Below are 25870 nucleotides of genomic sequence, written 5' to 3'. Positions count from 1 at the left end.
CCGGCTCCCCGGACTCCGACCGGACGATGACGACCGCCGCGAGACCGACGACCAGGCCGAGGGCGGTCTGTGAGCCGAACGGTTCACCGAACATGAGAGCGCCCCAGACCGCCGTCACGGGAGCCATGAGGAACATCAGCGTGTTCACCTTGGTGACCCCTGACCGCCGCAGGATGACCCAGTACAGCCCGTAGCCACCGAATGTGGACAGGACCACGAGCCACGTGATCGCGACCCAGAACGGGAGTTCGGCCGGCGGCTTCGCCGCTCCGGCGCTCATGGCGAGCGCCGTGAAGATGACGGCGCTGGTGACGCAGTGCGCGGTCATCGCCACCACGGGCTCGACCCGCGCGTGGGAGCGGCTGTCGAGGAACGTCGCCGCCACCAGCGAGAGCATGCCGAGGAACGGGATGAGATAGGCCCACCAGGTCACACCTGCGGCAGCCGCGGCGTCGGCCCGGGTGACGACGATGACGCCGCCCAGCCCCAGGCACAGGCCGAGCCATTGCCGGCGCGAGACGTACTGACGCAGGAGCGGTCCGGCGAGCGCCCCGGCGACGAGGGGCTGGACGCCGTCGATCAGGGCGGTGGTGCCGCTGGAGACGCCGAGTTGGATCGCGTAATAGACGGTGAGCAGATAGCCGCTCTGCGACAGGACGCCGATCAGGACCTGCCGGACGACGTCCCGGACCACGAGGCCCCGCCACCACGTCCGGACGAGGGCGATGCCGATCAGAACCACGGCCAGCGGCAGGAACCGCCACATCAGGATGGTGACGGCGGACGCGCTGCCGGCGCCGAGCCGGGCTCCGATGAACCCGGAACTCCAGCAGATCACGAAGGCCGCCGAGAGGAGAAAGCCCACGTCCCGCCCTTCGCTATACAGATCGGTATACCCGCGCCACTATACAGATCGGTATACTCTCGGGGCATGGGCACCACGGAGCTTCGGCGGATCACGATGACGCCCGCCGCCCTGCGCGTCCGGGAGGCCGCTGCGAGGCTGTTCTACGAGCGCGGCATCCATGCCGTCGGCGTCGACCTCATCGCCGCCGAGGCCGGGGTGACGAAGAAGACCCTGTACGACCGGTTCGGCTCCAAGGAGCAGATCGTCGTGGAGTACCTGGCGGATCGCGACGAACGCTGGCGGGCCTTCCTCACCCGGCGTCTCGACGCCGCGCCGCCGGAGCCGGCGGCGCGGGTCCTCGCGGTCTTCGACGCCTCAGGCGCGTGGTCGCGGGCGAACGGCGCCAAGGGGTGCAGCATGGTCAACGCGCACGCCGAGATCAGTGACGCGTCCCATCCCGCATATCCGCTCATCATCGGGCAGAAGAAGTGGATGCTCGCGCTGTTCACCCGCCTCGCCCGGGACATCGCTCCGGACGGGGCCGACCGTCTCGGCCGGACACTCACGCTGCTGAACGAGGGAGCGCTCGTCGCCCACGGCCTGAACGTCTTCCCCGACCCCTTCGGCCACGCCCGCGAGCAGGCCCGCGCTCTCCTGGCCGCGGCCGGGAACGCCGCGGTCTAGGACCTGGCGAACATCTGGTTCGTGCCGACGAACAGCAGCCGGCGCCGGGACAGCAGGCGCACCTGCCAGTACGAGCCGCCGTGCCCGTCGATGTCGGTCAGGTCGAAGGTCTTCGCGTCGCGCGGGGTGGCCTTGCCGCTCCACAACTTCTGCCCGAAGGCGACCCACTCGCCGCTGCCGTCGGCGTGGAAGCGGAAGTAGGTGTTCTTGACGTTGCGCGTCCAGGTGCCGGCCAGGCCGCGGAGCCAGACCTTGGCCTGCCGGGCCGAGACCGTGGGTGGGGCGCCGGGCGAGGCGACGCTGCCCGGCAGCGTCGAGACGGGGACGGGCGTGACCGGGTGCGTGGCCACCGGCCGGGGCGGCCGGCTCCCGCTCTGGGCGTCGACGACGGCGGTGAACACCAGCACGCCGACGGCGGCGAGCGCCGTCCCGGCCGCGGCGGCCCTCGTCACCGCGGGCGCGAGCGTGCGCATTCCCACCTCCGAACCGACGACTTCTGCGGCTCACCGTACAAGGTTCACGTGGCGTCGTCGGACGTCCTCCTCAGGTGTCAGCGACAGATCACCCCCACGGCGGAGGCGAGCGCCCCGGTCGAGGCGTACAAAGGGGGGCATGAGCACATCCGAGCTGCCGCGCGACGACCTGGCGGCCTCGCTCGCCGCGCGGCGCGAGCTGGGGCCCGACTACGACGCGGCGTTCGCCGACGCGATCGCGGCGCGGATCGAGCAGTCCGCCGCGCTGCGCGACGCGACCGCCGCCGCGAACGAGAAGGCCGAACGCGCGGTGGCCCTCACGGTCCTGTGCGTCACGCTCGGCGTCTCGATCCCGACCTCGGCCATCGCCGCGTCCTATGCCGGGCTGTCCGGCCTCGTCGTCGTGTGGGCGGCGCTGGTCGCCATCAACGTGGCGTTCGCCCTGCGTCCCCGACGCCGGTAGGCACCGGCTCGCCGGCCTCGCGCGCCGCGTCGTGGCGCGCCTTGAGCAGGCTCACCACCGTGGTGATGAGCATCGCCACGCCGATCACGACCAGCGAGAGCCAGATCGGCACCTGCGGCACCTGCTCGAACCCGGTCGCGTGCAGGGCCTCGAGGATGAGCTTGACGCCGATGAAGGCGAGGATGAACGACAGGCCCTTGCTCAGGTAGATGAGCCGGTCGAGCAGGCCGCCCAGCAGGAAGTAGAGCTGGCGCAGGCCCATCAGGGCGAAGGCGTTCGCGGTGAACACCAGGTAGGACTGCTTGGTCAGGCCGAAGATGGCCGGGATGGAGTCGAGCGCGAAGAGCAGGTCGGTCGAGCCGATCGCGACCATGACGATGAGCATGGGGGTGACGAGCCGTCGCCCCTGGACGCGCACGGTCAGCCGGTCGCGGTGGTACTCCCCGGTGGCCGGGATGACGCGTTGCACCCAGCGCAGCAGGATGTTCTCCTTGAACTCCTCATCGCCGCTGTCGCGCAGCAGGCCCAGCGCGGTCCAGATGAGGAACAGCCCGAACACATAGAACAGCCACTCGAAGCGGGCGAGCGCGGCACCGCCGACGAGGATGAACGCGCCCCGCATGAACAGCGCGATCAGGATGCCGACGAGCAGCACCTTGTGCTGGTTGACGCGCGGCACGGCGAACCGCGCCATGATGACGTAGAAGATGAACAGGTTGTCGATGCTCAGGCTGTACTCGGTGAGATATCCCGCGTAGAACTGCGCGGTGTACTGTCCGCCGGCCACGAACAGCAGGCAGACGCCGAACGCCACGGCGAGCACGACGTAGAACGTCACCCACGCGCCGGCCTGCCGGAGGGTGAACTCCCTCGGCTGCCCACGGTCGACGATCCACAAATCGACCAGGATGACGGCGAGGATGCCGGCCAGAGTGAGCGACCAGCCCAAAAGCGTGACATTCACGAGACAGCATCCTCCGGCGGCAGACAAAAGCCCCGGAGGTCTCTCCCGTCCGCGCTCATGGGCGCGAACCGACAGTACCGGGCCGCATGCGACTCCAGCCGTGGTGACGACACTGCCGCGAAAGGGATACTCCCCTCCTGCACCTTGACTATATCCAAGACCGAACCTGTCCCGAACAGTGGGCCGCGTTAGGAAGTCGTACCGGTCGCGCGGGCGTAGACCTGGGTGAGCTGATCGAGCGCGTCCTCTTCGGTGGGCAGCCGGAGTGCCTGGCGGGACGCTGACGACGCGAGCCGTTCGGCGAATTCCGGATTGTCCAAAATTCGAGTTACCGCCGCCTCCAACGCGGCCTCGTCACCGGACGGGACCAGGACCGCCGCGTCGCCGACCATGCCGGGGATGCCGCCGACCCGGGTGGCGACCAGGGGCCGTCCGGCACGCAGCACCTCCTGGACGATGAGCGGCTGTCCCTCCCAGACGCTGGACACGACGGCGACGTCGGCGGCGGCGAGCAGCTCGGGCACGTCGGAGCGGCGGCCGAGCAGCCGTACGGGCAGGGTCTCGGCCTCGATTCGCGCCCGCAGCGGCGCCTCCAGCGGCCCGTCTCCGGCGACCGCCACGAGGGGCGCCGGCGTGCGCCGGGCCCACCCGGCGGAGGCGTCGAGCAGCGTGGGCAGGCCCTTCTGCTCGGCGAGCCGCGCCACGACCGCGATCAGCGGACGCTCGACGGCGCCGAGCTCGGCGCGGAGCTTGGCCTGCGCCGCGGTGTCCTCCGAGCGCCGGCGCGGCGGGGCGGGCACCAGCGCCCGGCCGACCGCCTCCGCGCCGAGGGAGCGCATCCGCTCCTCCAGGTCCGGTGAGACGGCCAGGATCTCGGCGGCGCCACGGGCCACGATGCGTTCGAGCGTGGCATAAGCGGCGCCGATCACGCCCCCGGCGATGACGGCGTTGTGGAGCGTCACGATCAGCGGCGGCGTCGTCGTCCGGAGCGCCGCGGGGACCGCGCGGGTGAGAGCGAGGGCGGTGAGCCCGCCGGCGCGCAGGCCGTGGGCGTGCACGACGTCCGCGCCACGGGTCAGGCGGCGGATCCGGGCGACGGCGCGCGCGTCGGCGGCCGGATGCGGCCGATCGGCGATCTGGACCGCGACGAACCGGGCACCGGCCGCGGTGAAGCCGAACAGCTCTTCGGTCGACGACGGGCCGAGCACGACCACGCGGGCCCCGCGGGCGGTGAGACCCTCCACCACCGAGCGCACGTGGCCGCCCACTCCCCCGGCGCTCGTCGCCAGCACGATGGCGACCTTCAAACCGCTCAACGCATCCTCCGCCTGATCACGGCCTTGAGGTCCCGGCCGTCCAACGTGTAGGTGACCAGCGCGAACACCGCGCAGGCCGTGAGCCCCGCGGCGACGGCCGCGCCGATGCTCGTGAGCTGTCCGCTCGCGTCGATCGCCGCCGCCACCGCGTAGCCGGCGCCGCCGCCCGCGACCGCTCCCGCCGCGCCCGCGGCCGTCGCCCGTCCGAGGCCGGCGAGCACTCCTCGCCCGCGGACCCGGACGAGCGCGGCGAGCAGCAGGGCGCCGGCCACGGTCATTCCGGCGGTGTTGCCGAGCGCCAGCCCGGCCACCGTCCAGCCGCGCGGCAGCGTGAACACCAGCGCGAGATCGGCGACGATCACGACCAGCCAGCCGGCGACCGTCGCGCCGGCCGAGTCGCGGCCCCGGTGGCAGGCGAACAGCACCCGGCCCAGGTGCGCGACGAAGCCGTAGCCGAGCAGGCCGGGCGCGAACAGCAGGACCGCGCGCGCGAGCACGGTGGGTACCGCGTCGTGGTCGAGGAAGGTCGCGACCGGCACCGCGACCGCGGCCAGGCCGGCGGCCCCGGCGCAGGAGACGAGCACGATCGCCCGGGTGGTCGACGCGGTGATCCGGTCGAACTCCTCCGTCTCACCCGCGCTGACGCGCGCCGACAGCATCGGGAAGGCACTCGTGGCCACCGGCACCGCCAGCACCGCCCACGGCAGCAGGAACAGGGCCCAGGCGTACTGGTAGTCGGCCAGCGCGCCGACGGTGCCGTGCCCGCTCAGCACCACGACGGCGACCGCGGACAGCTGCTGGGCGGCGACCGTGGCCAGGCCGGCGATGGCCAGCCGGCGCACCCGGACCGCCGTGCCCGCCGGGAACCGCAGTGTGGGCCGGATCCGCAGCCGCAGGCGTACGGCGGCCACTCCGGCGGTGACGACCAGGACCACGACCCCGGCGGTCGTGCCGAGCGAGAGCATCAGCTCGGCGGTGCGCGGCAGCGTCGAGAGGTCCTGCTGGTGGCCGCGGCCGAGCGGCACGTACGCGAGGTAGGCGCCCATGACGACGAGGCTCGACACGAGCGGCGCCAGGGCGGGCGCGACGAAACGGCGGTGGGCCTGGAGCACGCCGTACAGCACGACGGTGAAGCCGTACAGCATGATCTGCGGCGCGAAGACGGCGAGCATGTGGGTGCCGACGGTCACGACGCCCGCGCGGGAGCACTGGTCCAGGTTGCCGCGGACGAGCGCGCCCATGATCGGGTGCGCGAGCACCACCCCGAGGGCGGACAGCGGGACCAGCGCGACCGCCATCCAGGTGAGCAACGCGGACGTGGTGCGGCTCACATGCTCGCGGTCGCCGCGTTCGGCCGGGCCGGCCAGGACGGGGACGACCAGGCCGGCCAGCGCACCGCCCGCGACGATCTCGAAGACGATGTTGGGGACCTGGTTGGCGGTGTAGTACGCCTGGCCGAGGCACGACGTCTTCACCGTCTGGGAGAACACGACGATCCGCCCGAACCCGGCGATACGGGCGAGGATGGTGATGACGCCGATGAGAACGGCGGCCCCGGCGAGCCCCTGGGCGGCGCGGCCGGCCGTGGACTCCTCCGTCACCTCCGAAGCCGTCACTCCGTACCCGTCGGACGTGCCTCCGGCACGACGGGACGGCGGCCGAACTCGTCGATCCGCCGCAGTGCCGGCGTCGCCTGGATCACCTTGGTGAAGCTGACGAACTCGCTGGCGGCGTTCAACGCCACCACGCCGGTGAGGATGCCGAGGCGTACGGGGCGGGGCAGATGGGCGGCGGACAGGCCCAGCAGGGCGCCGAGCGCGTTGGCTCCGGCGTCGCCGAGCATGGCGCGCTCGCCGAGGTCCTCGGGCAGCAGCGCGAGGGCGGCACCGAACGGAGCGGCGGTGACGGCTGAACCGCTCAGCGTGCCGGGCAGCGCGGCGAGCGCGCCGACCTTGATCGCGCGGCCGGGCCGCAGGTCGAACAGGTTGAGCAGGTTGGCGCCGCCCGCGACGAGCGCACCGTTGATCAGCAGGTCGGCGCGCGTGCTCGGGCGGCGGCCGGTGCCCGCGAGGGCGGCGGCGGCCAGACCGGCGGCGCCGATGCCGAGGATCTTCACCGCGCCGGTCGTCACCTCACCGTGCGCCAGCGCGGCCAGGTGCCCCTTGAAGCCGCGCGAGTCGCCGGAGCCGGCGAGGTCGTCGTACGCGCCGAGGGCGCCCGCGGCCGTGCCGGCGAACACCGCGGCCACGCGCATGCGGGCCGGGACTCCGGGGGCGACGGCCACCGCCGTCACCGCCCCGGCGACGAACGCCGGGCCCTCCAGCAGTGTTACGGGCTCGCCGCGGTGGTTGGTGCGCAGCCAGAGTTTCTCCTCGCGCGGCGGGCGCCGGGTCAGCAGGGTGTACGCCACCCGCGCGGCCGCCGCACCGAGCACGGTCGCGGCCACTGCCTTACGCATCCTGGCCTCACTTCTTCTCGGGCACCGTGGGTACGGGGGTCGGCATCGGGCCGTCCACGCCCGAACCGATGCCATAGTCGCCGAACTTGCCCTGCCGGGCGAGGTCGAGCGCGAACACCGTCGTCAGACGGCCGGCAGAGACGTCGCCGGTGTCGACCGTCGAGACGTGGTCCTGCGCCTTGCTCTCGTCGCGGATCGCCTTGATCATGCCGCCGTCGGACGCGGCGTCGCTGTTGCCCGCCGCCACCGTGCCGTTGGCGTACTTGGACAGGGCCAGCGGGAGGGCCACGAGGGCCTTGTTCTCGGTGTCGGCGTCCTTGTCCTTGCTCGCCGCGATGGGCGCGATCACGATGGCGAGTGTGGCACGGGTGGCGGGCTGCCCGCTGTAATTCAGGAAACCCGCCGTCTTGAATCCCGACAGGACCTGCCCGGCGGCGGGGTCCTCCTGGCCGGTGCTGGAGGCCTGCCGGGTGGCGAGCACCGAGGCCAGCTCGAGGGCGACGCGGTCGTACGGCGAGGCGTCCGCCGGGAAGTCGACGGTGGCCGGCTTGAGCTGGTCGGTCAGCTCGGTGAGCGTGGTCAGCTGGTTGGCGTCGAGGTACTTCTCCTGGAGCGTGACGTAACCGCTGATCCGCGCGCCCGCCTTGCCGATCAGGTCGGCGGTCTTGGCCCGCGCCTGGTCGTCGGCGCCCGGCGCCTCGATGAAGACGACGCTCTCGCCCTTGAGCCGCCCGGCGACGATCTGCGGCGCGACGTTGTCCATGACCTGGTCGTCGTAGCCGTTCACCTGGTCGGTGGTGCGATTGAGCGTCCGCAGGCTCTGGTTGTCCTTCTCGAACTGCCCCAACCGGTCCTTCAGCTGGTCGACGAGCGGCCCGCGCAGCGCCGAGGCGCCGACCACGAGGCCGAGCGCCAGCGCCAGGAAGATCGCGACGATGGAGACGATGTGGTATCGGAAATCGATCACGTGAACAATCCGGTCAGCCAGTAGACGAACTGATGCCATGCGTCGGCGACGACGGGCGCGAACGCGTCACCGGCGGGCGAGGAGATGATCGCCACGATCATGGCGACGAGCGTCGCCGCCACCAGCAACAGGAGCGAGGATCCCTTGATACGGCTGCGGTACAGCCGGCTCACTCCCTTGGCGTCGACGAGCTTGCTCCCCACCCGCAGGCGGGTCAGGAACGTGCTGGACATGCCCGCACGCCCCTTGTCGAGGAACTCCACGAGCGTCGCGTGGGTTCCCACGGCCACGATGAGCGTGGCGCCCCGGTCGTCGGCGAGCAGCATGGCGATGTCCTCGCTGGTGCCCGCCGCGGGGAAGACGACGGCCTGCCGGTCGAGGTCGTGCACCCGTTTGAGACCGGGCGCACGACCGTCGCGGTAGGCGTGCACGATCAGCTCCGCGCCGCAGGTCAGCGCCTCGTCGGACACGGAGTCCATGTCACCGACGATCATGTCGGGACGGTAGCCGGCCTCGATCAGCGCGTCGGCTCCTCCGTCGACGCCGATCAGCACCGGCCGGTATTCGCGGATGTACGGCCGCAGGGTCGCGATGTCCTCGCGGTAGTGGTAACCGCGCACGACGATCAGCACGTGCCGGCCGTCGAGGTCGGTCTCGACGTCCGGCACGCCGACGCCGTCGAGCAGCAGGTCACGCTCGCGCTTGAGGAACTCCATCGTGTTGGCGGCGAACGCCTCGAGCTGGGCGGGAAGCTCCGCCTTCGCCTCGGTCATCGCCGCCTCGACCGTCTCCTCGGTCTGCCGGATGCCCTTGGCCACGACCTGGTCGCCGGCGATCAGCGCGCCGCCGTCGACGCGTACGCGGTCGCCCTCACGGACCTTGCTGAACACGTCGGGGCCGACGTCGTCGATCAGCGGGATGCCGGCCTCGACGAGGATCTGGGGACCGAGGTTCGGATAGCGGCCCGAGATGCTGCGCGCCACATTGATCACTGCCGCCACATCGCAGGCCGCGAGCGCCTCGGCGCTGACGCGGTCGAGATCGACGTGGTCGATGATGGCGATGTCACCGGGCTCGAGACGCTTGGTCAGCTTCTTGGTCTTGCCGTCGAGGCGCGCCACGCCGGTCGTGGCCGACTCGGCGTCTCCGCGTTCACGGCGCAGCCCGCGGAACCGCGGCACGTGCAGGCGCGCGGTCGGTTTGATCCTCGGGGAGACGTCATTCATCGTGATGCCATCCTGCCAGAGCGCGGACGGTGACACTTGTAACGACGATCGTAAAGGCGTGTTCGTTCTTTACCGTGCGCGTCGCTCGACGTCCGGCTCGATGCTCTGAGCCCGGCCCCCCGGGGAGCGGGGCATGGCCGGGCCGGAGGTCGTCCAGGCTCTGTGAGCATACGTGACCCCGGACGGCGCCTCGCGCTCACCGCTCGGCGGCGGCGATGGCCAGAAGCTCCTCCGCGTGCGCACGACCCAGCTCGGAGTCCTCCAGGCCCGCGAGCATGCGGGACAGCTCGCGTACGCGGCCGGCGTCGTCGAGGGCGGTCACGCCGCTGCGGACGACACGCCCGTCGTTGGACTTCTCCACCACCAGATGCTGGTCGGCGAAGGCCGCCACCTGCGGAAGGTGGGTCACCACGATCACCTGCGCCGACTTGGCCAGCCGTGCGAGCCGCCGCCCGATCTCCACGGCGGCCTTGCCGCCGACGCCGGCGTCCACCTCGTCGAAGACGAACGTCGGCACGGGGTCGGCGCCCGCGAACACGACCTCGATGGCCAGCATGACCCGGGAGAGCTCACCGCCGGAGGCGCCCTTGTGCAGCGGCAGCGGCGGCGCGCCCGGGTGGGCGGCGAGCCGCAGCTCGACCTCGTCGACGCCGTGCGGCCCGAACTCCTCCTGCGGCGTCACCGCGACGACCACCTGCGCATGGGGCATGGCGAGCGCGGTCAGCTCCGCGGTCACCGCCTCCGAGAGTCGCTCGGCCGCCTCCATGCGGGCCTCGGTCAGCTCGGCGGACAGCTCGGTCAGCCGGCCGGTCAGGTCGTCCTGTTCGGCGCGGAGCTCCTCGATGCGGTCGTCGTCGGAGTCGAGCTCGGACAGCCGCGCGACGGAGCGCTCGGCCCACGCGAGCACGGCGGCGACGTCCTCGCCGTACTTGCGGGTGAGGCTCGTCAGGGCGGCCCGGCGCTCCTGGACGCTCGCCAGCAGCGCCGGGTCGGCCTCGACCGACTCGGCGTAGCCGGCGAGCTCGGCCGCGACGTCGGAGACCAGGTAGACGGCCTCGGAGAGCCGGTCGGCCTGGCCGGCCAGCGCCTCGTCGTGGGCCCGTACCGCCTCCAGCGCCTGCCGGGCCCCGCTGAGGAGGCTGATCGCGTCGGCGGCTCCGGTGGTGGCGGTCGGATCGCCCTGCAGGGCCTCGTGCGCGCCGGTCGCGGCCGTGCGCAGCGCGTCGGCGTGCGCGAGACGCTCCTCCTCGGCCGCGAGCTGCTCGTCCTCCCCCGGCTTGGGGTCGACCTTCTCGATCTCCTCTAGGCCGAACCGGAGCATGTCGGCCTCCTGGGCCCGCTCGCGGGCCTGCGTGGTCAGCTCCTCGAGCCGCTGCGTGACCTCACGGTGCCTGCGGTAGGCGGCGATGTAGCCGCGCAGCGGCTTGGCGACCTTGTCTCCGGCGAACCGGTCGAGGGCGGCCCGCTGGCGGCCCGCCTGCAGCAGCCGCTGCTGGTCGGACTGGCCGTGCACGGCGACCAGGTCGTCGGCCACGTTGATGAGCATCGCGACGGGGACCTGACGGCCCCCCAGGTGGGCGCGCGAGCGCCCCTCCGACGAGATCGACCGGGTGACGATCAGCGCGCCGTCGTCGAGCTCGCCACCGGCCTCGTCGACGCGCGCGGCGACCTTGCCGCCCTCCTCGACGACGATGCGCCCCTCGACGGTGGCCCGGTCGGCGCCGGGGCGTACGCGCTGCGGGTCGGCGCGCCCGCCGAACAGCAGCCCGAGGCTGGTCACCACCATCGTCTTACCGGCACCGGTCTCACCGGTCACCACGTTGAAGCCGGGGGACAGCTCGAGAACGGCCTCCTCGATCACCCCGAGGTTCTGGATCCGTACTTCCTCGACCATGGGCCGCACCTGTCGAACCCCTCCCGTCGCACTGCACAACCGGCGTCCCGAGGCTACCCCGTCATAGCGACGTATTGCCGTCGGATCGCCGGTTGAGGCGAACATTTGTTCGGCTCAGATTACGGGCGCACACGACATGCCATGCTCCTGCCACGAGTCAAGATCGCGCAAGATCGTCGCTGTCAGTCGCGGACGCGGCCGCGCCAGCCGGCCACGGGAAGGCCGAACTTGGTGACGAGACGGTCGGTGAACGGTGTCTGGTGCAGGCGTGCGAGCCGCACCGGCATCGCGCCCCGGCGTACCTCGATCCGCGCGCCGGGGGGCACCTCGATCTGGCGGCGGCCGTCGCACCACAGCACGCCGCCGGAGGTGTCCGGGAGCAGCTCCAGCGCCACCACGGACCGCGGGGAGACCACCATCGGCCGGGCGAACAGGGCATGCGCGCTGATCGGGACGACGAGCAGCGCCTCCACCTCGGGCCACACGACCGGGCCGCCCGCCGAGAAGGCGTACGCCGTCGACCCGGTCGGTGTGGCGCACACCACACCGTCACAGCCCCAGCGGGACAGGGGCCGGCCGTCGATCTCGGCGATGACCTCGAGCATGCGCTGACGCGAGGCCTTCTCGACGCTCGCTTCGTTCAGTGCCCAGCCCGACTGGGTGACGTCGCCGTTCTCGCGGACGATGACGTCGACGGTCATGCGTTCTTCGACGTCGTACGCCCGCGAGGCCACCTTGTCGACCGTGGCCGCCAGGTCGGCGCGCTCCGCCTCGGCCAGGAAGCCCACATGGCCGAGGTTGACGCCGAGCACCGGCGTGCCGCTGGGCCGGGCGAGCTCGGCGGCGCGCAGCAGCGTGCCGTCGCCACCGAGCACGATCACCATCTCCGCGCCCTCGGCCGCCGCGCCGCACACCGGCGTGACGTCGACGCCCGCGCAGTGCAGGTCTTCGGCCTCGCTGTCGAGCACGCGCGCGGAGATGCCGGCCTCGCTCAGCCGGTCGAGCACGAGCTGAGCGCTCCGGACCGCGCCGGGCCGCCCGGTGTGCGCCACGAGGAGGACGGATCGCTTGTCTGTCATGGGGTTTCCTCGGCCACGTCCACCGCGGCACCGGCGAGCGCCCGCTCCTGCACGAGGATCGGGCCGGCCGCGCCGTGCCACCGGTCGCGTACGGATCGTTCGTCTGTCATCGGAGGCGCCGCGGCGGACCGGACGGCGTCGGCGGCCCGGGCGGCGTCGCGAGCCGCGGTGAGCGGCGCCCCGGGGCATGCGCGGATCGTCATGCGGGTCCCTCCGCCACGGCTCTGTCCAGGGCGGCGTCGTCGAGCGGCGGCGCGCCGGCCCGCAGCCACAGGAAGTACTCGACGTTGCCCGACGGCCCGGGCAACGGGCTGGCCGTCACGCCCCGGGCGCCCAGCCCCAGGGTCTCCGCGTGGCGCGCCACGTCGCGTACGGCCTCGGCGCGCAGCGCCGGGTCGCGGACGACTCCTCCGGCGCCCACGCGCTCCTTGCCCACCTCGAACTGGGGTTTGACCATCATCACGTAGTCGGTGTCGGGCGCCGTGCAACGCCGGATCGGCTCCAGCACGAGGCGCAGCGAGATGAACGACAGGTCGGCCACGACGAGCGTGGGCGGCTCGCCCACGTGCTCCGGCGTGAGCTCCCTGATGTTGAGGCGCTCGACGACCGTCACCCGCTCGTCGGTGCGCAGCGACCAGGCGATCTGGCCGTAGCCCACGTCGACCGCGACGACGTGCGCGGCTCCGGCGCGCAGCAGGACGTCGGTGAAGCCGCCCGTGGACGCGCCGGCGTCGAGGCAGCGGCGGCCCCGGGGATCGACCTCGTCGAAGGCGGCGAGGGCGCCGGCCAGCTTGTGGCCGCCGCGCGAGACGTACTCCGGACCGGTGTCGGTGGTCCGGACGACGATGGGCGCGGAGGTCTCGACCTGGGTGGCGGCCTTGGTCGCGGTGTGCCCGCCGACCGTGACCCGTCCGGCGGTGACGAACTCGACCGCCTGTTCGCGCGAACGCGCCAGGCCCCGCCGGACCAGCTCGCTGTCCAGACGCCGCCGTGCCGTCATGAGCCCTCCTTCGCCGGGTGGGAGAGCGCCGCGCGCCGCCGTCGCGGCCGTCCGGCGATGGCCTCCGAATCGCCCCGGAGCCGCGCGTCGCCCGTACGGGCCCGGCCGAGACTCACGACGGCTCGCCGTCGATGCCCGTCAGGGCGTCCTGGAGGCGGCGGTGGACGTCCTGGAAGATCGCCGGGTGCTCGGCCGGAGGCGTCGCCTCGAGCTCGCCGAGGCGGGCCATCGCGGCGTCGACCCGCTCGTCCCCGGTGGTCTCGCCCTCGGTGCCGTTCACGTTATCGGTCCCCCAATCAGCGCCGCGTTCGCGGCAAGCCGGTCGACCCCGGCTCAGGAAGAACGCTACCGTCCGTGGGTGACAACGGTGTCGAGGACGACTACTGGGGGAACGGACCTGACAATGGCCACGCTGGAGGAAGCGCGTGCGGCGCTCGAACGCATCGCCACCCGGCTCACGGATGTAGATCCCGATGAGCTCGCCAAGCACGTCGTCGAACGCACCGTCAGCTGCCATGTGCCCGATCTGAATCTCGTGTTCCTCACCCGCATCCACGCCGGCGGGATGGACGACTTCGAGGTCGCCGAGAGCCCGAACGGCGCTCAGGTCAGGCTCACGGTCAGCAGCGACGACCTGGTGGCGCTCGCCTCCGACGAACTCGGCGTCGGCAAGGCGTGGGCCAGCGGCCGGCTCAAGATCGAAGCCAGCCTCGGCGACCTGCTGCGCCTGCGCAAGATCCTTTAGAACAGGCGGTCGAGCGCCCGTTCGCCGCGTTCGAGGTCACCGGAGTCCCAGACCGCGGCGCACAGGGCGCGCAGCCCGTCCATCGGGTCCCCGTCCCCTGACATCTCCAGGTCGCCGGAGACGGTCCAGCCGCCGCACACGTACGCCGGCCCCTCGCGCCGTACGCCGTTGTGCGGGACGAGGAGACCGTTCAGGTCCGCGGAGACGTACGTGGGCCGGTGCCGGGGCGGGGCGGCCAGGAGCGTCCGGGGATCGGTGACCCCGGTGAGCACCAGGAGGCTGTCGGCGCCGCCGTTGTGCGCGCCCTCGATGTCGGTGTCGAGCCGGTCACCGACGATCAGAGGCCGCTCGGCGCCGGTGCGCAGGATGGTCTCGCGGTGCAGCGGCCGTTCGGGCTTGCCGGTGACGATCGGGTCGACGCCGGTGGCGGTCCGGATCACCTGCACGAGGGCGCCGTTCCCGGGCCGGTACCGCCCGCCCTTGCCGGGGATGGTCGTGTCGCCGTTGGACGCCACGAAGATCGCTCCGGCGGCCACCGCCTGAGCGCCCTCGGCCAGCCGGTCGTAGCTGAGCCCGGGCGAGTATCCCTGGGCGACCGCCGCCGGCTTCTCGGCCGCCATGGACACCGGCCGCAGCCCGGCCTCCCGCAGCGCCTGGCGCAGCCCCATGCCGCCGACGACCAGGACCTTCGACCCCGCGGGCAGCCGTTCGGCCAGGAGCCGCGCGGCGGCCTGCGCGGAGGTCACGACGTCCTCCGCCGCCGCGGGCACGCCGACGTCGCCGAGCAGCGCGGCCGTGGCGCTGGGCGTCCGCGAGGCGTTGTTCGTCGCGAACGCGAGCCGCATGCCGCTCGCCCGCGCCTTCTCGAGCGCCCCCGCCGCCCCCGGCACGGGGTCGTGGCCGATGTAGACGACACCGTCGAGGTCGAGCACGCCGACGTCGTACGCCTCGGCCGGCGGCCGATCGATCCCCCGCATGGTCACCCTTCCTGTACGTTCCCCGCGCGACGTTCCCCGGAGAGTGCCGATCCACCCGTCCGGGAGGCCCTGGAGGCCCCGGCCCGATCGCGCATACCGGTCATCTTTCCGGATCGCCGTACGCCGCCGCGCACGGACCGCCGTGGACGGGGCGCCTGGGCGGCTCCGTGCGTGTGAGGTTCTTCCGCTGACCGCCGCCCGGCGGGCCGGCCTCAGCCGTCGGGGGACCCGCGTGGCCGATGGGGCCCGGCGGGGCGGATGGGCACCGTCGTCCCCGGTCATCCCTTGCGGGCGCGGGCGTGGCGCAGGGCGGTGGCGTAGTGCTTGTTGTCCGGGCACATCGCGCAGGCCAGGGCAAGGTGCTCGACCGCCTCGGCGAGCCGGCCGGTGCGGGTGAGCGCCAGGCCGAGGCCGAACAGGGCGTAGTCCTCCGCCGGGTCCGCCTCGACGATCATGCGGAAGTTCTCCGCGGCTTCGGCGTACCGCTTCGCGCCGTACTGGGCGCGGGCGAGCGCCTCGCGGACGCTCCGGGACGACGGCTCGGCCGCCGCCGCGTGCTCGAGCACCTGGATGGCCGCCGCTGGGCTGCCGCTTTCGAGAAGGTTCAATCCGCGCTGATACCAGTCATAGACCTCGCCTCCCGGCGTACCGGGGGAATCCTGGCCGTGGCCCGAACCTTGAACCATTTGTGGCCTCCGTTCGCCGACTCTATTTGAGCCCTAACAAGACCGCGGTATCTACCATGCCCGACGTGACCACTCAGCCCGGCCTCAGCCTCGAACCGTTCCGCGCCGTACGCTACGCCTCCTCCAAGGTGAGCTCGCTGGCCGCGGTGACCTCGCCGCCGTACGACCTCATCGACGAAGAGGCCCTGAAACGGTTCATGGCCGACGAACCGCACAACATCGTCCGATTGATCCTCCCCCAGCAGGACTACGGCGACGCCGCTGAGACGCTGCGGGCGTGGCTCGCCACCGGGGTGCTGACGGTCGACACGGAACCGGCGCTGTACGCCTACGAGGAGGCCGGAGAGGGCGTCCTGCAGCGTGGTCTGATCGGGGCCCTGGGAGTGCACGACCCGGGATCGCGGGTGATCCTGCCGCACGAGGACGTCTACCCGGGACCGATCCGCGACCGGCTGGCCCTGATGAGCGCCACGCGGGCGAACCTGGAACCGATCTTCCTGCTGTACGACGGAGAGGGCGCCTCGGTCACCAGCCGCCTGGTCGACGAGGTGGCCTCGTCTCCTCCGCTGCTGGAGACGAGCACCGGCGACGACGTACGGCACCGGCTGTGGGCGATCACCGACCCCGCCGTCCACGCGTCGATCGCCGCCGATCTGCGGGAACGCCAGGCGCTGATCGCCGACGGTCATCACCGGTATGCGACGTATCAGGCGCTGAGGGAGGCGCATGAGGGACCGGGACCGTGGGACTACGGTCTGGCGCTGCTCGTCGACTCGAGCGCCTACCCTCCTCGTCTCGGCGCGATCCACCGGGTGATCCCGAACCTGGCCGTGTCCGACGCCGTACGACTGGCGAAGGCCGCCTTCCGCACGGAACAGGTCGGGCCGGACCTGTCGACGGCGCTCGACCGCCTCGCCGCGCAGGACGGCACGGCGTTCCTCATCGGTGGGGAAGAGGAGGACCTCTTCCTGCTCACCGACCCGGACCAGGCACAGGTCACAAGATCGATGCCGGACGGGACCTCTCCCTGCTGGCGTGGCCTGGACACGGCCGTGCTCCACCGGTTGCTGATCCCCGAGCTGTGGCACATCACCGACGACGAGTCGAACGTCCGCATCGTCCACCACGACGCGGCGAGCGCTCTGCGGAAGGCCCGCCGCACGAACGGCACCGCGGTGATCCTCAACCCGCTGGAGGTGGCGGACGTACTGGCGGTGGCGGCCGGTGGCGAGAAGGTGCCGCGCAAGTCGACGTCGTTCGGCCCGAAGCCCCGTACCGGCCTGGTACTGCGAACCTTCGACACCGACCGGCGATAACGCCCGCGCACCGGGCTCGGCAGCGGATCACCTGAACAAGCGCCACCCGTACGAACGCTCCCGTACGGACACCACCCGCACAAGCGTCCGGGCCCAGGGAGCGGTAGACGCCTGTACGGGTGCCTTTGCTGCCGGTGTCCGGCTGGGTGGCCTGCCGCTGCTCCCCTGCCCAACGCGGCGTCGCGCAGCACGGCTCCCCTGCCCGCCACGGCACGGTGCCGCACGCGGCACGGCGCCTCCCACCGTGCCGCACTCACGTCACGACGCTTCGCTTACGACACGGCCTTCTCCTTCCGGGGCGGGCGGAAAAGGAGGGCGGCGCCGGCGGCCTCGACCTCGTACAGGCCTCGAGGGCCGGTCGGGCTCCTCCAGAAGCGGTGCCGTAGCGCTCCCCGTACTTCGATAACGTCGCCGTGGGTCCACGTGCGGACGGTGGTCTGGAGCTTCGCGTCATAGGTCACGCAGCGGATGGTGTCGATGGCGTCCTGCGGCGACCTCGCGTCGCGGTGTTCGACGATCAGGCGCCAGACGGCCACTTGGTCATCGCCCGGTAACGTCCGCCACTCCGGCTCTCCCGAAAGCCTTCCGACCAGGACGATCTCGTTGACGTGCTCCACCGTCGGCTCCTCTCGTGATCGGCCGCCGTCTCCCTACCACGGCCCTGTATCTACGATGGAGGCTCGCAGCCGACCGCATAAGGCCCCCCGCACATCTGTGGACGACCATCGGAGACGGATATGGAGAACCTCACCGACCTGGGCAACGACGTCTTCGAAATCGACACGCGAATGGCTGGATATACCGGCATAACAGCCGGTTATCTCATCCGTTCGGAGCGGCCGTGTCTCGTCGAGACCGGGGCCGGGAACTCGGCCGAGGTCGTGCGTGACACGCTGTCGGCGGCGGGGATCGGCCCCGGTGATCTGGCGACCGTCGTCGTCACCCACATCCATCTCGACCACGCGGGCGGAGTCGGGGACATCGCCCAGATGTTCCCCAACGCGGAGATCGTCGTCCATGAGAAGGGCGCCCGGCACCTCGCCGATCCCAGCCGGCTGATGGCCAGCGCGCGCATGGTCTGGGGTTCGGCCCTCGACTCCCTGTTCGGCGACCTGAAGCCCACCGACGCCGTACGAATCCGCGCGGTCGAGGACACCGGGGTCGTCGACCTCGGCGGCGGCCGTCGCCTGGAGAGCCACCACTCCCCCGGGCACGCGCGACACCACGTGGGGCTGCTCGACTCCCTCACCGGCGACCTGTACGTCGGCGACGCGGCGGGCGTCTACATTCCCGAGACCGCGGACCTTCGCCCGGCCACGCCACCGCCGGACTTCGATCTCGACAGCGCGCTGGCGTCGCTCGACCGGTTCCGCGCGCTCCAGCCGACGCGTCTTCTGTTCAGCCACTACGGGCCGGTGGAGCTCGCGGACGAGACTCTCCAGCGCTCGGCCGAAGAGCTACGGCTCTGGGTCGAGATGGTGACCGAGGCGTACGACCAGCGCCTCGACCTCGACCACGCGGTGGCCATGGTCCGCGAGCGCACCGACGAGCGTTACAAGGCCCTCGCCCCGGACGCCGACCCCGCCGTGGCCGAGAAGGTCGAGGTCATCTCCGCGACCCGCAACAACGTCGCCGGGATCATGCACACCCTGGAGAAGGACTCCGCCCGGAGCTGACCGCCGCACGACCTCCGCGGGCGTGCGGTGGCCGCGTCAGGCGTCGTCCGAATCGTCGTCGATGATCTCCAGTCCCTCGATCTCCGCGTACCGTTCCGCGGCGTCCGTCTCACCGTCGCGGTCGGCCGCGGCCGACCGCGCGAACCAGTCGGCCGCCTCGTCCTCGCGCCCCGCATCGGCCAGGGCGTCCGCGTACGCGTAGAACAGCCGTGCCGACCAGGGGCGGAGGCGCTCGTCCTTCAGCTCGGGGATCTGCAGCGCCAGCACCGCGGCGTCGTACTGCCCGAGGTCCCGGCGGGCGCCGGACTCGACGATCCGCATCTCGATGGCCTCCGCCGGAGCCAGCCGCTTCGCCTCGTCCGAGCGCGCGAGATCGAGCGCGCGCTCGGGCCGGCCCAGGCCCCGCTCGGCGTCGGCCATCACGGACAGGTACGCCTCCTGCCCGGTCAGCCGCCGCGCGGTGCGCAGTTCGGACAGTGCCACGGACCACAGACCGGCGTGGTACGCGGCGAGCCCGCAGGCCTCCCGTACGACGCCGACACGGGCGGCCTTCCGCCGGGCCGCCAGGGTGTGCTGGTACGCCTGTTCGGCATCCTCGTCGAGCAGCCGACCGGCCATCACGAGGTGCCGGGCTACGGACGTCGCCAGGTCCTTGGGGAGCGTTCTCAGCTCGGACTTGGCCGTACGGTCCAGCTCGTCACCCGTCACGTCGTCGGGTACGGGCGGGCCCGGGTCCCTCTTGGGCCGGGTCTCGTTCTCCGGCCGGCGTTCGAAGGGCTTCCGGCCTCCCTCAGCGGCTCCGCGGCGGTCGGCCGGGCGGCGCCGGCCTCGGTCGCCGGGACGCCCACCCTCGCGACGCCGGCCACCCGGCCGGTCGGTGGTCGCGTGCCCGGATGCGCCACCGCCCGTACGGGCGCCCTCACGACGCCCGGACGCCTGTCCGCGCCGGTCGTTGGAAGCGCCCTCGCGCCGAGGCGCTCCACCGCTCGCGTCTCTCGTCTTCTCGCGGCGCTGGAAGCCGCCCTCGCGGCGCTCCTTGTCGTCGCGGCGACGCGCTGCCGGGTTACGGCGCTCCTGGTCCCTGCCCTCGGAGCCGCGCCCGCCGGGCCGTGGCGTACGGCGGGAGTCGTCGCGTTTACCGTACGAGCCGGAGCCCGCGTCGTCGCGCCGCCGGGGCCGGTCGCGGTACGAGGTCTCGGAGTCGTTGCGGAACGGCCGGGGGCGACGTGACGCAGCGCGGCCGTCGTCGCGTTCCTTGTCGCGAGGCTTGACGAAATCACGGCCCTTGCCTTTTCCGCCCGCCTTACCGGACGCGGGACGGCCTGCGGAGCCGTCGCGTCGCGGCCCGCCGGCCTGACGACCGCCGGCCGCGTCACGTCCGCCGTTCTGGCGGCCACGGGCCGCGCCCGCGCCGCCGGGTCGGCGGTCCTTGTTGGGACGCGGGCGCCGAGCGTCCTCGTCGCCGTCACGCCTGTCGTTTTGCGCGCTCATTACACCAGACCGTTCAGCCGGAGCACCTCAGGGGTCTCCATTGTGCCGTGACAACGCAAAAAGGGCCGCCTGATCAGGCGGCCCTTTTCGTTTTAAGTTGATGTCCGGCGGTGTCCTACTCTCCCACACCGTCCCCGGTGCAGTACCATCGGCGCTGGAGGGCTTAACTTCCGGGTTCGGAATGGGACCGGGTGTTTCCCCACCGCTATGACCACCGAAACGCTTAACAGAACAAAACCAGCGGAAAATGGTTCCCGGTCGTGTCCCGGGAACCGCACAGTGAACGCGAACAAAATAAGTGTGTTCAAGCCACTCGGCCTATTAGTACCGGTCAACTCCACACCTTACGATGCTTCCATCTCCGGCCTATCAACCCAGTCGTCTAGCTGGGGGCCTTACAACCATGAAAGGTTGGGAGACCTCATCTCGAGGAAGGCTTCCCGCTTAGATGCTTTCAGCGGTTATCCCGACCGAACGTAGCCAACCAGCCATGCACCTGGCGGTACAACTGGCACACCAGAGGTTCGTCCGTCCCGGTCCTCTCGTACTAGGGACAGACCCTCACAAGTCTCCTACGCGCACAGCGGATAGGGACCGAACTGTCTCGCGACGTTCTAAACCCAGCTCGCGTGCCGCTTTAATGGGCGAACAGCCCAACCCTTGGGACCTACTCCAGCCCCAGGATGCGACGAGCCGACATCGAGGTGCCAAACCTTGCCGTCGATATGGACTCTTGGGCAAGATCAGCCTGTTATCCCCGGGGTACCTTTTAGCCGTTGAGCGACACCCCATCCACACGGTGGTGCCGGATCACTAGGCCCTGCTTTCGCACCTGCTCGACATGTCTGTCTCACAGTCAAGCCCCCTTGTGCCCTTGCACTCAACACCTGATTGCCAACCAGGCTGAGGGAACCTTTGGGCGCCTCCGTTACTCTTTAGGAGGCAACCGCCCCAGTTAAACTACCCACCAGGCACTGTCCCCCACCCGGATCCACGGGTGCGGGTTAGACGCTCAAAACGACCAGAGTGGTATTTCACCAACGACTCCACGGTAACTGGCGTCACCGCTTCACAGTCTCCCACCTATCCTACACAAGACGCTCCAAACGCCAATGCCAAGCTATAGTGAAGGTCCCGGGGTCTTTCCGTCCTGCTGCGCGTAACGAGCATCTTTACTCGTACTGCAATTTCACCGGGCCTGTGGTTGAGACAGTGGGGAAGTCGTTACGCCATTCGTGCAGGTCGGAACTTACCCGACAAGGAATTTCGCTACCTTAGGATGGTTATAGTTACCACCGCCGTTTACCGGCGCTTAGATTCTCAGCTTCACCCCCGAAAGGGCTAACCAGTCCTCTTAACGTTCCGGCACCGGGCAGGCGTCAGTCCGTATACAGCGTCTTACGACTTCGCACGGACCTGTGTTTTTAGTAAACAGTCGCTTCCCCCTGGTATCTGCGACCCCCACCAGCTCCACAGAGCCAGTCCGGTCACCAGCAGGGGCCCCCCTTCTCCCAAAGTTACGGGGGCAATTTGCCGAGTTCCTTAACCACAGTTCACCCGAACGCCTCGGTATTCTCTACCTGACCACCTGAGTCGGTTTAGGGTACGGGCCGCCGACACACATCGCTAGAGGCTTTTCTCGACAGCATGGGATCACTCACTTCACCTAAATCGGCTCGGCATCACATCTCACCCACATGCACCACGGATTTACCTATGGTACGGGCTACATGCTTACCCCAGGACAACCACCGCCTGGGCTGAGCTACCCTCCTGCGTCACCCCATCACTTGCCTACTACCACATCAGGTCCCACACTCGCCCCGACAAGATCCCCGAAGGAACCAAGCAGAGTCCGCACGGTTAGTATCCGCGGGTTCAGCATGGGCGCGTGTCAGCGGGTACGGGAATATCAACCCGTTGTCCATCGACTACGCCTCTCGGCCTCGCCTTAGGTCCCGACTTACCCTGGGCGGATTAGCCTGCCCCAGGAACCCTTGGTCATCCGGCGGAGGGGTTTCTCACCCCTCATTCGCTACTCATGCCTGCATTCTCACTCGTGTGGCCTCCACGACTGGCTCACGCCGCCGCTTCACCGCCCACACGACGCTCCCCTACCCACCCCAACCCCTGAACCAGCACCACAAGGGCACTGACTAGGGACATGTTGGGATGCCACGGCTTCGGCGATGTGCTTGAGCCCCGCTACATTGTCGGCGCGGAATCACTTGACCAGTGAGCTATTACGCACTCTTTCAAGGATGGCTGCTTCTAAGCCAACCTCCTGGTTGTCACGGCAACTCCACATCCTTTACCACTTAGCACACGCTTAGGGGCCTTAGCCGATGATCTGGGCTGTTTCCCTCTCGACTACGAACCTTATCGCCCGCAGTCTCACTGCCACGCTCTCACTTACCGGCATTCGGAGTTTGGCTGACTTCAGTAAGCTTGTCGGCCCCCTAGGCCATCCAGTAGCTCTACCTCCGGCAAGAAACACGTGACGCTGCACCTAAATGCATTTCGGGGAGAACCAGCTATCACGGAGTTTGATTGGCCTTTCACCCCTACCCACAGGTCATCCCCCAGGTTTTCAACCCTGGTGGGTTCGGTCCTCCACACGGTCTTACCCGCGCTTCAACCTGCCCATGGGTAGATCACTCCGCTTCGGGTCTACAGCATGCGACTCTGGACGCCCTATTCAGACTCGCTTTCGCTACGGCTCCCCCACACGGGTTAACCTCGCCACACACCATAACTCGCAGGCTCATTCTTCAAAAGGCACGCCATCACCCCAACACCGAACAAGTCGATGCAAGGCTCTGACGGCTTGTAAGCACACGGTTTCAGGTACTCTTTCACGACCCCTCACCGGGGCACTTTTCACCTTTCCCTCACGGTACTAGTCCGCTATCGGTCACCAGGAAGTATTTAGGCTTACCAGGTGGTCCTGGCAGATTCACACGAGATTCCACGAGCCCCGTGCTACTCGGGAAACACCCAATGGAGACAACAAGGTTTCACCTACCGGACTATCACCGACTACGGTCGACCATTCCAGATCATTCGGCTACCTCATCGTTTTCTCACTCCACGCCCAGTCGGCGGACCAGACAAGAATGCTCCCACAACCCCACACACGCAACACCCGCCGGCTATCACACGCGCATGGTTTAGCCTCATCCCCTTTCGCTCACCACTACTCAGGGAATCACTATTGTTTTCTCTTCCTACGGGTACTGAGATGTTTCACTTCCCCGCGTTACCACCAACCACCCTATACATTCAGATGGCGGCAACACCCCATAACAGGTGCTAGGTTTCCCCATTCGGAAACCCCCGGATCAACGCTCGGTTGCCAACTCCCCGGGGCATATCGCAGGCTCCCACGTCCTTCATCGGCTCCTGATGCCAAGGCATCCACCGTGTGCCCTAAAAAACTTGAACACAACACAAAAACAAGATGCTCGCGTCCACTATGCAGTTCTCAAAACACGAACGGGAAACCAACCAACAACCACCACCACGACCACCAGAAACCTGGCGCGGTATGCGCGGCACGGCCAGCCCGCCCGCCCCAACCCCACCCACCAACCAGGCAAGCGAGATCCAAAGCGGCCCGAAGAGACAAGCTAAGAAGCCCCCACAGGAGCTCCGTGCCCGTTTCCTCAGGACCCAACAGTGTGCCCACACCAGCCACCATCCCGACATCCCGCGTTCCCACTCCCAGAAACCTGGGCGGTACTAACCAGACCGGCACGACAACCGATGCGAATAGCCAGTGCTCCACCTATGAGCAAACCCACCCACAAGACATTCGCTCGTGGCAATGGGTCATGGACCAACACCCCAGACCAAGCGCCTGAGTGTGTGGCCAGTGATGCTCCTTAGAAAGGAGGTGATCCAGCCGCACCTTCCGGTACGGCTACCTTGTTACGACTTCGTCCCAATCGCCGGCCCCACCTTCGACGGCTCCTCCCACAAGGGTTAGGCCACCGGCTTCGGGTGTTGCCGACTTTCGTGACGTGACGGGCGGTGTGTACAAGGCCCGGGAACGTATTCACCGCAGCGTTGCTGATCTGCGATTACTAGCGACTCCGACTTCATGGGGTCGAGTTGCAGACCCCAATCCGAACTGAGACCGGCTTTCCGGGATTCGCTCCACCTCACGGTTTCGCAGCCCTTTGTACCGGCCATTGTAGCATGTTTGCAGCCCAAGACATAAGGGGCATGATGACTTGACGTCATCCCCACCTTCCTCCGAGTTGACCCCGGCAGTCTCCCATGAGTCCCCACCACTACGTGCTGGCAACATGGAACGAGGGTTGCGCTCGTTGCGGGACTTAACCCAACATCTCACGACACGAGCTGACGACAGCCATGCACCACCTGTCACCGGCCCAAAAGGACCCCGCATCTCTGCGAGTTTTCCGGTGATGTCAAACCTTGGTAAGGTTCTTCGCGTTGCGTCGAATTAAGCAACATGCTCCGCCGCTTGTGCGGGCCCCCGTCAATTCCTTTGAGTTTTAGCCTTGCGGCCGTACTCCCCAGGCGGGGCGCTTAATGCGTTAGCTACGGCACGGAATCCGTGGAAAGACCCCACACCTAGCGCCCAACGTTTACGGCGTGGACTACCAGGGTATCTAATCCTGTTCGCTCCCCACGCTTTCGCTCCTCAGCGTCAGGTAAGGCCCAGAGAACCGCCTTCGCCACCGGTGTTCCTCCCGATATCTGCGCATTTCACCGCTACACCGGGAATTCCATTCTCCCCTACCTACCTCTAGTCTGCCCGTATCCACCGCAAGCCACGAGGTTAAGCCTCGGGTTTTCACGGCAGACGCGACAGACCACCTACGAGCTCTTTACGCCCAATAATTCCGGACAACGCTTGCGCCCTACGTATTACCGCGGCTGCTGGCACGTAGTTAGCCGGCGCTTCTTCCCCACCTACCGTCACGTTAGCTTCGTCGGTGGTGAAAGAGGTTTACAACCCGAAGGCCTTCATCCCCCACGCGGCGTCGCTGCGTCAGGCTTCCGCCCATTGCGCAATATTCCCCACTGCTGCCTCCCGTAGGAGTCTGGGCCGTGTCTCAGTCCCAGTGTGGCCGGTCACCCTCTCAGGCCGGCTACCCGTCGTCGCCTTGGTAGGCCATCACCCCACCAACAAGCTGATAGACCGCGAGCCCATCCCCAGCCGAAAAACTTTCCACCCCCACATCATGCGATGAGGAGTCATATCCGGTATTAGACCCAGTTTCCCGGGCTTATCCCAGAGCCAAGGGCAGGTTACTCACGTGTTACTCACCCGTTCGCCGCTCGAGTACCCCGAAGGGCCTTTCCGCTCGACTTGCATGTGTTAAGCACGCCGCCAGCGTTCGTCCTGAGCCAGGATCAAACTCTCCGTTAAGGTCCAAACGACAACCACCGAAACGATGGCCGCCAAACCCAAGAGAAAACAATCCCAGCAAGAATCATCATCTTGCCAAAGGAATCCAAAACCAAACCAGAACAACCCACCCACAACGGGCAAGCCACCCCAGCCCGGTCGAGGACCAAAAGGCACTGGCTTTTAACACACTGTTGAGTTCTCAAGAAACGGACACACACCATC

General features: G+C 69.2%; 21 protein-coding genes, 3 rRNA genes and 1 pseudogene. 5 read left to right on the top strand and 20 right to left on the bottom strand.

Going from position 1 to position 25870, the window contains the following annotated elements; genetic code table 11:
* Positions 1-34 precede the first annotated feature (34 nt).
* Positions 35-865 (bottom strand): annotated as a pseudogene (locus OG417_RS27255) (DMT family transporter); the annotation flags it as partial.
* Between the two features lie 66 nt (positions 866-931).
* Between OG417_RS27255 and OG417_RS27250 the strand changes: the two are divergent.
* The gene (locus tag OG417_RS27250; RefSeq protein ID WP_329261936.1) at positions 932-1531 is read left to right on the top strand and encodes a TetR/AcrR family transcriptional regulator; all 600 of its coding nucleotides are present in this window, start codon (positions 932-934) and stop codon (positions 1529-1531) included.
* Here OG417_RS27250 and OG417_RS27245 read toward each other — a convergent pair.
* Positions 1528-2004, bottom strand: a complete 477-nt coding sequence (locus tag OG417_RS27245; RefSeq protein WP_329261933.1) for a hypothetical protein — start codon at positions 2002-2004, stop codon at positions 1528-1530. The two genes, OG417_RS27250 and OG417_RS27245, sit on opposite strands and share 4 nt — an antisense overlap.
* A 139-nt stretch (positions 2005-2143) precedes the next feature.
* On the opposite strand from OG417_RS27245, the gene OG417_RS27240 reads away from it, so the two are divergent.
* Positions 2144-2467 (top strand): hypothetical protein, encoded by a 324-nt coding sequence (locus tag OG417_RS27240; RefSeq protein WP_329261931.1) that lies wholly within the window; start codon positions 2144-2146, stop codon positions 2465-2467.
* Here the strand turns inward: OG417_RS27240 and OG417_RS27235 are convergent.
* The 11 genes from OG417_RS27235 to OG417_RS27185 all read right to left on the bottom strand — a co-directional run bounded on the left by OG417_RS27235 (position 2430) and on the right by OG417_RS27185 (position 13651).
* Complete coding sequence (locus OG417_RS27235; RefSeq protein WP_329261929.1) at positions 2430-3431, bottom strand: TerC/Alx family metal homeostasis membrane protein; 1002 nt, start codon at positions 3429-3431, stop codon at positions 2430-2432. The genes OG417_RS27240 and OG417_RS27235 overlap by 38 nt on opposite strands.
* Positions 3432-3619: 188 nt before the next feature.
* A complete protein-coding gene (locus tag OG417_RS27230) occupies positions 3620-4738 on the bottom strand; it encodes a glycosyltransferase (RefSeq protein ID WP_329262609.1) in 1119 nt (372 codons plus the stop codon).
* 5 nt (positions 4739-4743) lie between these two features.
* On the bottom strand, positions 4744-6348 hold the full coding sequence (gene murJ, locus OG417_RS27225; protein ID WP_329261926.1) for a murein biosynthesis integral membrane protein MurJ: 1605 nt from the start codon (positions 6346-6348) through the stop codon (positions 4744-4746).
* Between the two features lie 11 nt (positions 6349-6359).
* A complete protein-coding gene (locus OG417_RS27220) occupies positions 6360-7205 on the bottom strand; it encodes a hypothetical protein (protein WP_329261923.1) in 846 nt (281 codons plus the stop codon).
* Positions 7206-7212: 7 nt separating this feature from the next.
* Entirely contained in the window at positions 7213-8172 is a 960-nt protein-coding gene (locus OG417_RS27215) for a copper transporter (RefSeq protein WP_329261922.1), read from the bottom strand.
* Positions 8169-9398: a putative cytokinetic ring protein SteA gene (gene steA / locus OG417_RS27210; protein ID WP_329261919.1), complete on the bottom strand. Its 1230-nt coding sequence runs from the start codon at positions 9396-9398 to the stop codon at positions 8169-8171. The genes OG417_RS27215 and steA overlap by 4 nt, the downstream gene beginning before the upstream one ends.
* Positions 9399-9594: 196 nt before the next feature.
* Positions 9595-11292 (bottom strand): DNA repair protein RecN, encoded by a 1698-nt coding sequence (gene recN / locus OG417_RS27205; protein ID WP_329261916.1) that lies wholly within the window; start codon positions 11290-11292, stop codon positions 9595-9597.
* Between the two features lie 182 nt (positions 11293-11474).
* The gene (locus OG417_RS27200; protein WP_329261914.1) at positions 11475-12371 is read right to left on the bottom strand and encodes an NAD kinase; all 897 of its coding nucleotides are present in this window, start codon (positions 12369-12371) and stop codon (positions 11475-11477) included.
* The gene (locus tag OG417_RS27195) at positions 12368-12574 is read right to left on the bottom strand and encodes a hypothetical protein (protein WP_329261911.1); all 207 of its coding nucleotides are present in this window, start codon (positions 12572-12574) and stop codon (positions 12368-12370) included. Before OG417_RS27195 ends, OG417_RS27200 begins: the two co-directional genes overlap by 4 nt.
* The gene (locus tag OG417_RS27190) at positions 12571-13371 is read right to left on the bottom strand and encodes a TlyA family RNA methyltransferase (RefSeq protein WP_329261909.1); all 801 of its coding nucleotides are present in this window, start codon (positions 13369-13371) and stop codon (positions 12571-12573) included. The genes OG417_RS27195 and OG417_RS27190 overlap by 4 nt, the downstream gene beginning before the upstream one ends.
* 112 nt (positions 13372-13483) lie before the next feature.
* Positions 13484-13651 carry a hypothetical protein gene (locus OG417_RS27185; protein WP_329261907.1) on the bottom strand — a complete coding sequence of 56 codons (168 nt, stop codon included), beginning with the start codon at positions 13649-13651 and terminating at the stop codon, positions 13484-13486.
* 123 nt (positions 13652-13774) lie between these two features.
* On the opposite strand from OG417_RS27185, the gene OG417_RS27180 reads away from it, so the two are divergent.
* Complete coding sequence (locus tag OG417_RS27180; protein ID WP_329261905.1) at positions 13775-14116, top strand: SCP2 sterol-binding domain-containing protein; 342 nt, start codon at positions 13775-13777, stop codon at positions 14114-14116.
* Here OG417_RS27180 and OG417_RS27175 read toward each other — a convergent pair.
* Both OG417_RS27175 and OG417_RS27170 read right to left on the bottom strand, forming a co-directional pair.
* Entirely contained in the window at positions 14113-15093 is a 981-nt protein-coding gene (locus OG417_RS27175; RefSeq protein ID WP_329261900.1) for an HAD-IIA family hydrolase, read from the bottom strand. The genes OG417_RS27180 and OG417_RS27175 overlap by 4 nt on opposite strands.
* A gap of 278 nt (positions 15094-15371) precedes the next feature.
* The gene (locus tag OG417_RS27170; protein WP_329261897.1) at positions 15372-15779 is read right to left on the bottom strand and encodes a tetratricopeptide repeat protein; all 408 of its coding nucleotides are present in this window, start codon (positions 15777-15779) and stop codon (positions 15372-15374) included.
* Between the two features lie 56 nt (positions 15780-15835).
* On the opposite strand from OG417_RS27170, the gene OG417_RS27165 reads away from it, so the two are divergent.
* Positions 15836-17095, top strand: a complete 1260-nt coding sequence (locus OG417_RS27165) for a DUF1015 family protein (RefSeq protein ID WP_442875733.1) — start codon at positions 15836-15838, stop codon at positions 17093-17095.
* A gap of 272 nt (positions 17096-17367) precedes the next feature.
* On the opposite strand, the gene OG417_RS27160 is transcribed toward OG417_RS27165, so the two are convergent.
* Positions 17368-17712 (bottom strand): single-stranded DNA-binding protein, encoded by a 345-nt coding sequence (locus tag OG417_RS27160; RefSeq protein ID WP_329261893.1) that lies wholly within the window; start codon positions 17710-17712, stop codon positions 17368-17370.
* Positions 17713-17832: 120 nt separating this feature from the next.
* Between OG417_RS27160 and OG417_RS27155 the strand changes: the two genes are divergently transcribed.
* Positions 17833-18771 (top strand): MBL fold metallo-hydrolase, encoded by a 939-nt coding sequence (locus tag OG417_RS27155; RefSeq protein ID WP_329261891.1) that lies wholly within the window; start codon positions 17833-17835, stop codon positions 18769-18771.
* Positions 18772-18807: 36 nt separating this feature from the next.
* Here the strand turns inward: OG417_RS27155 and OG417_RS27150 are convergent, their stop codons facing one another.
* The 4 genes from OG417_RS27150 to OG417_RS27135 form a co-directional block, all read right to left on the bottom strand.
* A complete protein-coding gene (locus OG417_RS27150; RefSeq protein ID WP_329261889.1) occupies positions 18808-20262 on the bottom strand; it encodes a hypothetical protein in 1455 nt (484 codons plus the stop codon).
* A 102-nt stretch (positions 20263-20364) separates the two neighbouring features.
* A 5S ribosomal RNA gene (gene rrf, locus OG417_RS27145) occupies positions 20365-20481 on the bottom strand.
* An 81-nt stretch (positions 20482-20562) separates the two neighbouring features.
* Positions 20563-23706, bottom strand: a 23S ribosomal RNA gene (locus OG417_RS27140).
* 444 nt (positions 23707-24150) lie between these two features.
* Positions 24151-25666, bottom strand: a 16S ribosomal RNA gene (locus OG417_RS27135).
* The 16S, 23S and 5S rRNA genes sit together here, the layout of an rRNA operon.
* Between the last annotated feature and the right edge of the window lie 204 nt (positions 25667-25870).

It is taken from the genome of Actinoallomurus sp. NBC_01490 (assembly GCF_036227085.1).
In the GTDB taxonomy this organism is placed as follows: Bacteria; Actinomycetota; Actinomycetes; order Streptosporangiales; family Streptosporangiaceae; genus Actinoallomurus; species Actinoallomurus oryzae.
The sequence above is the reverse complement of the archived record's forward strand: the minus strand, read 5'-3'. Positions and strand labels throughout refer to the sequence as shown.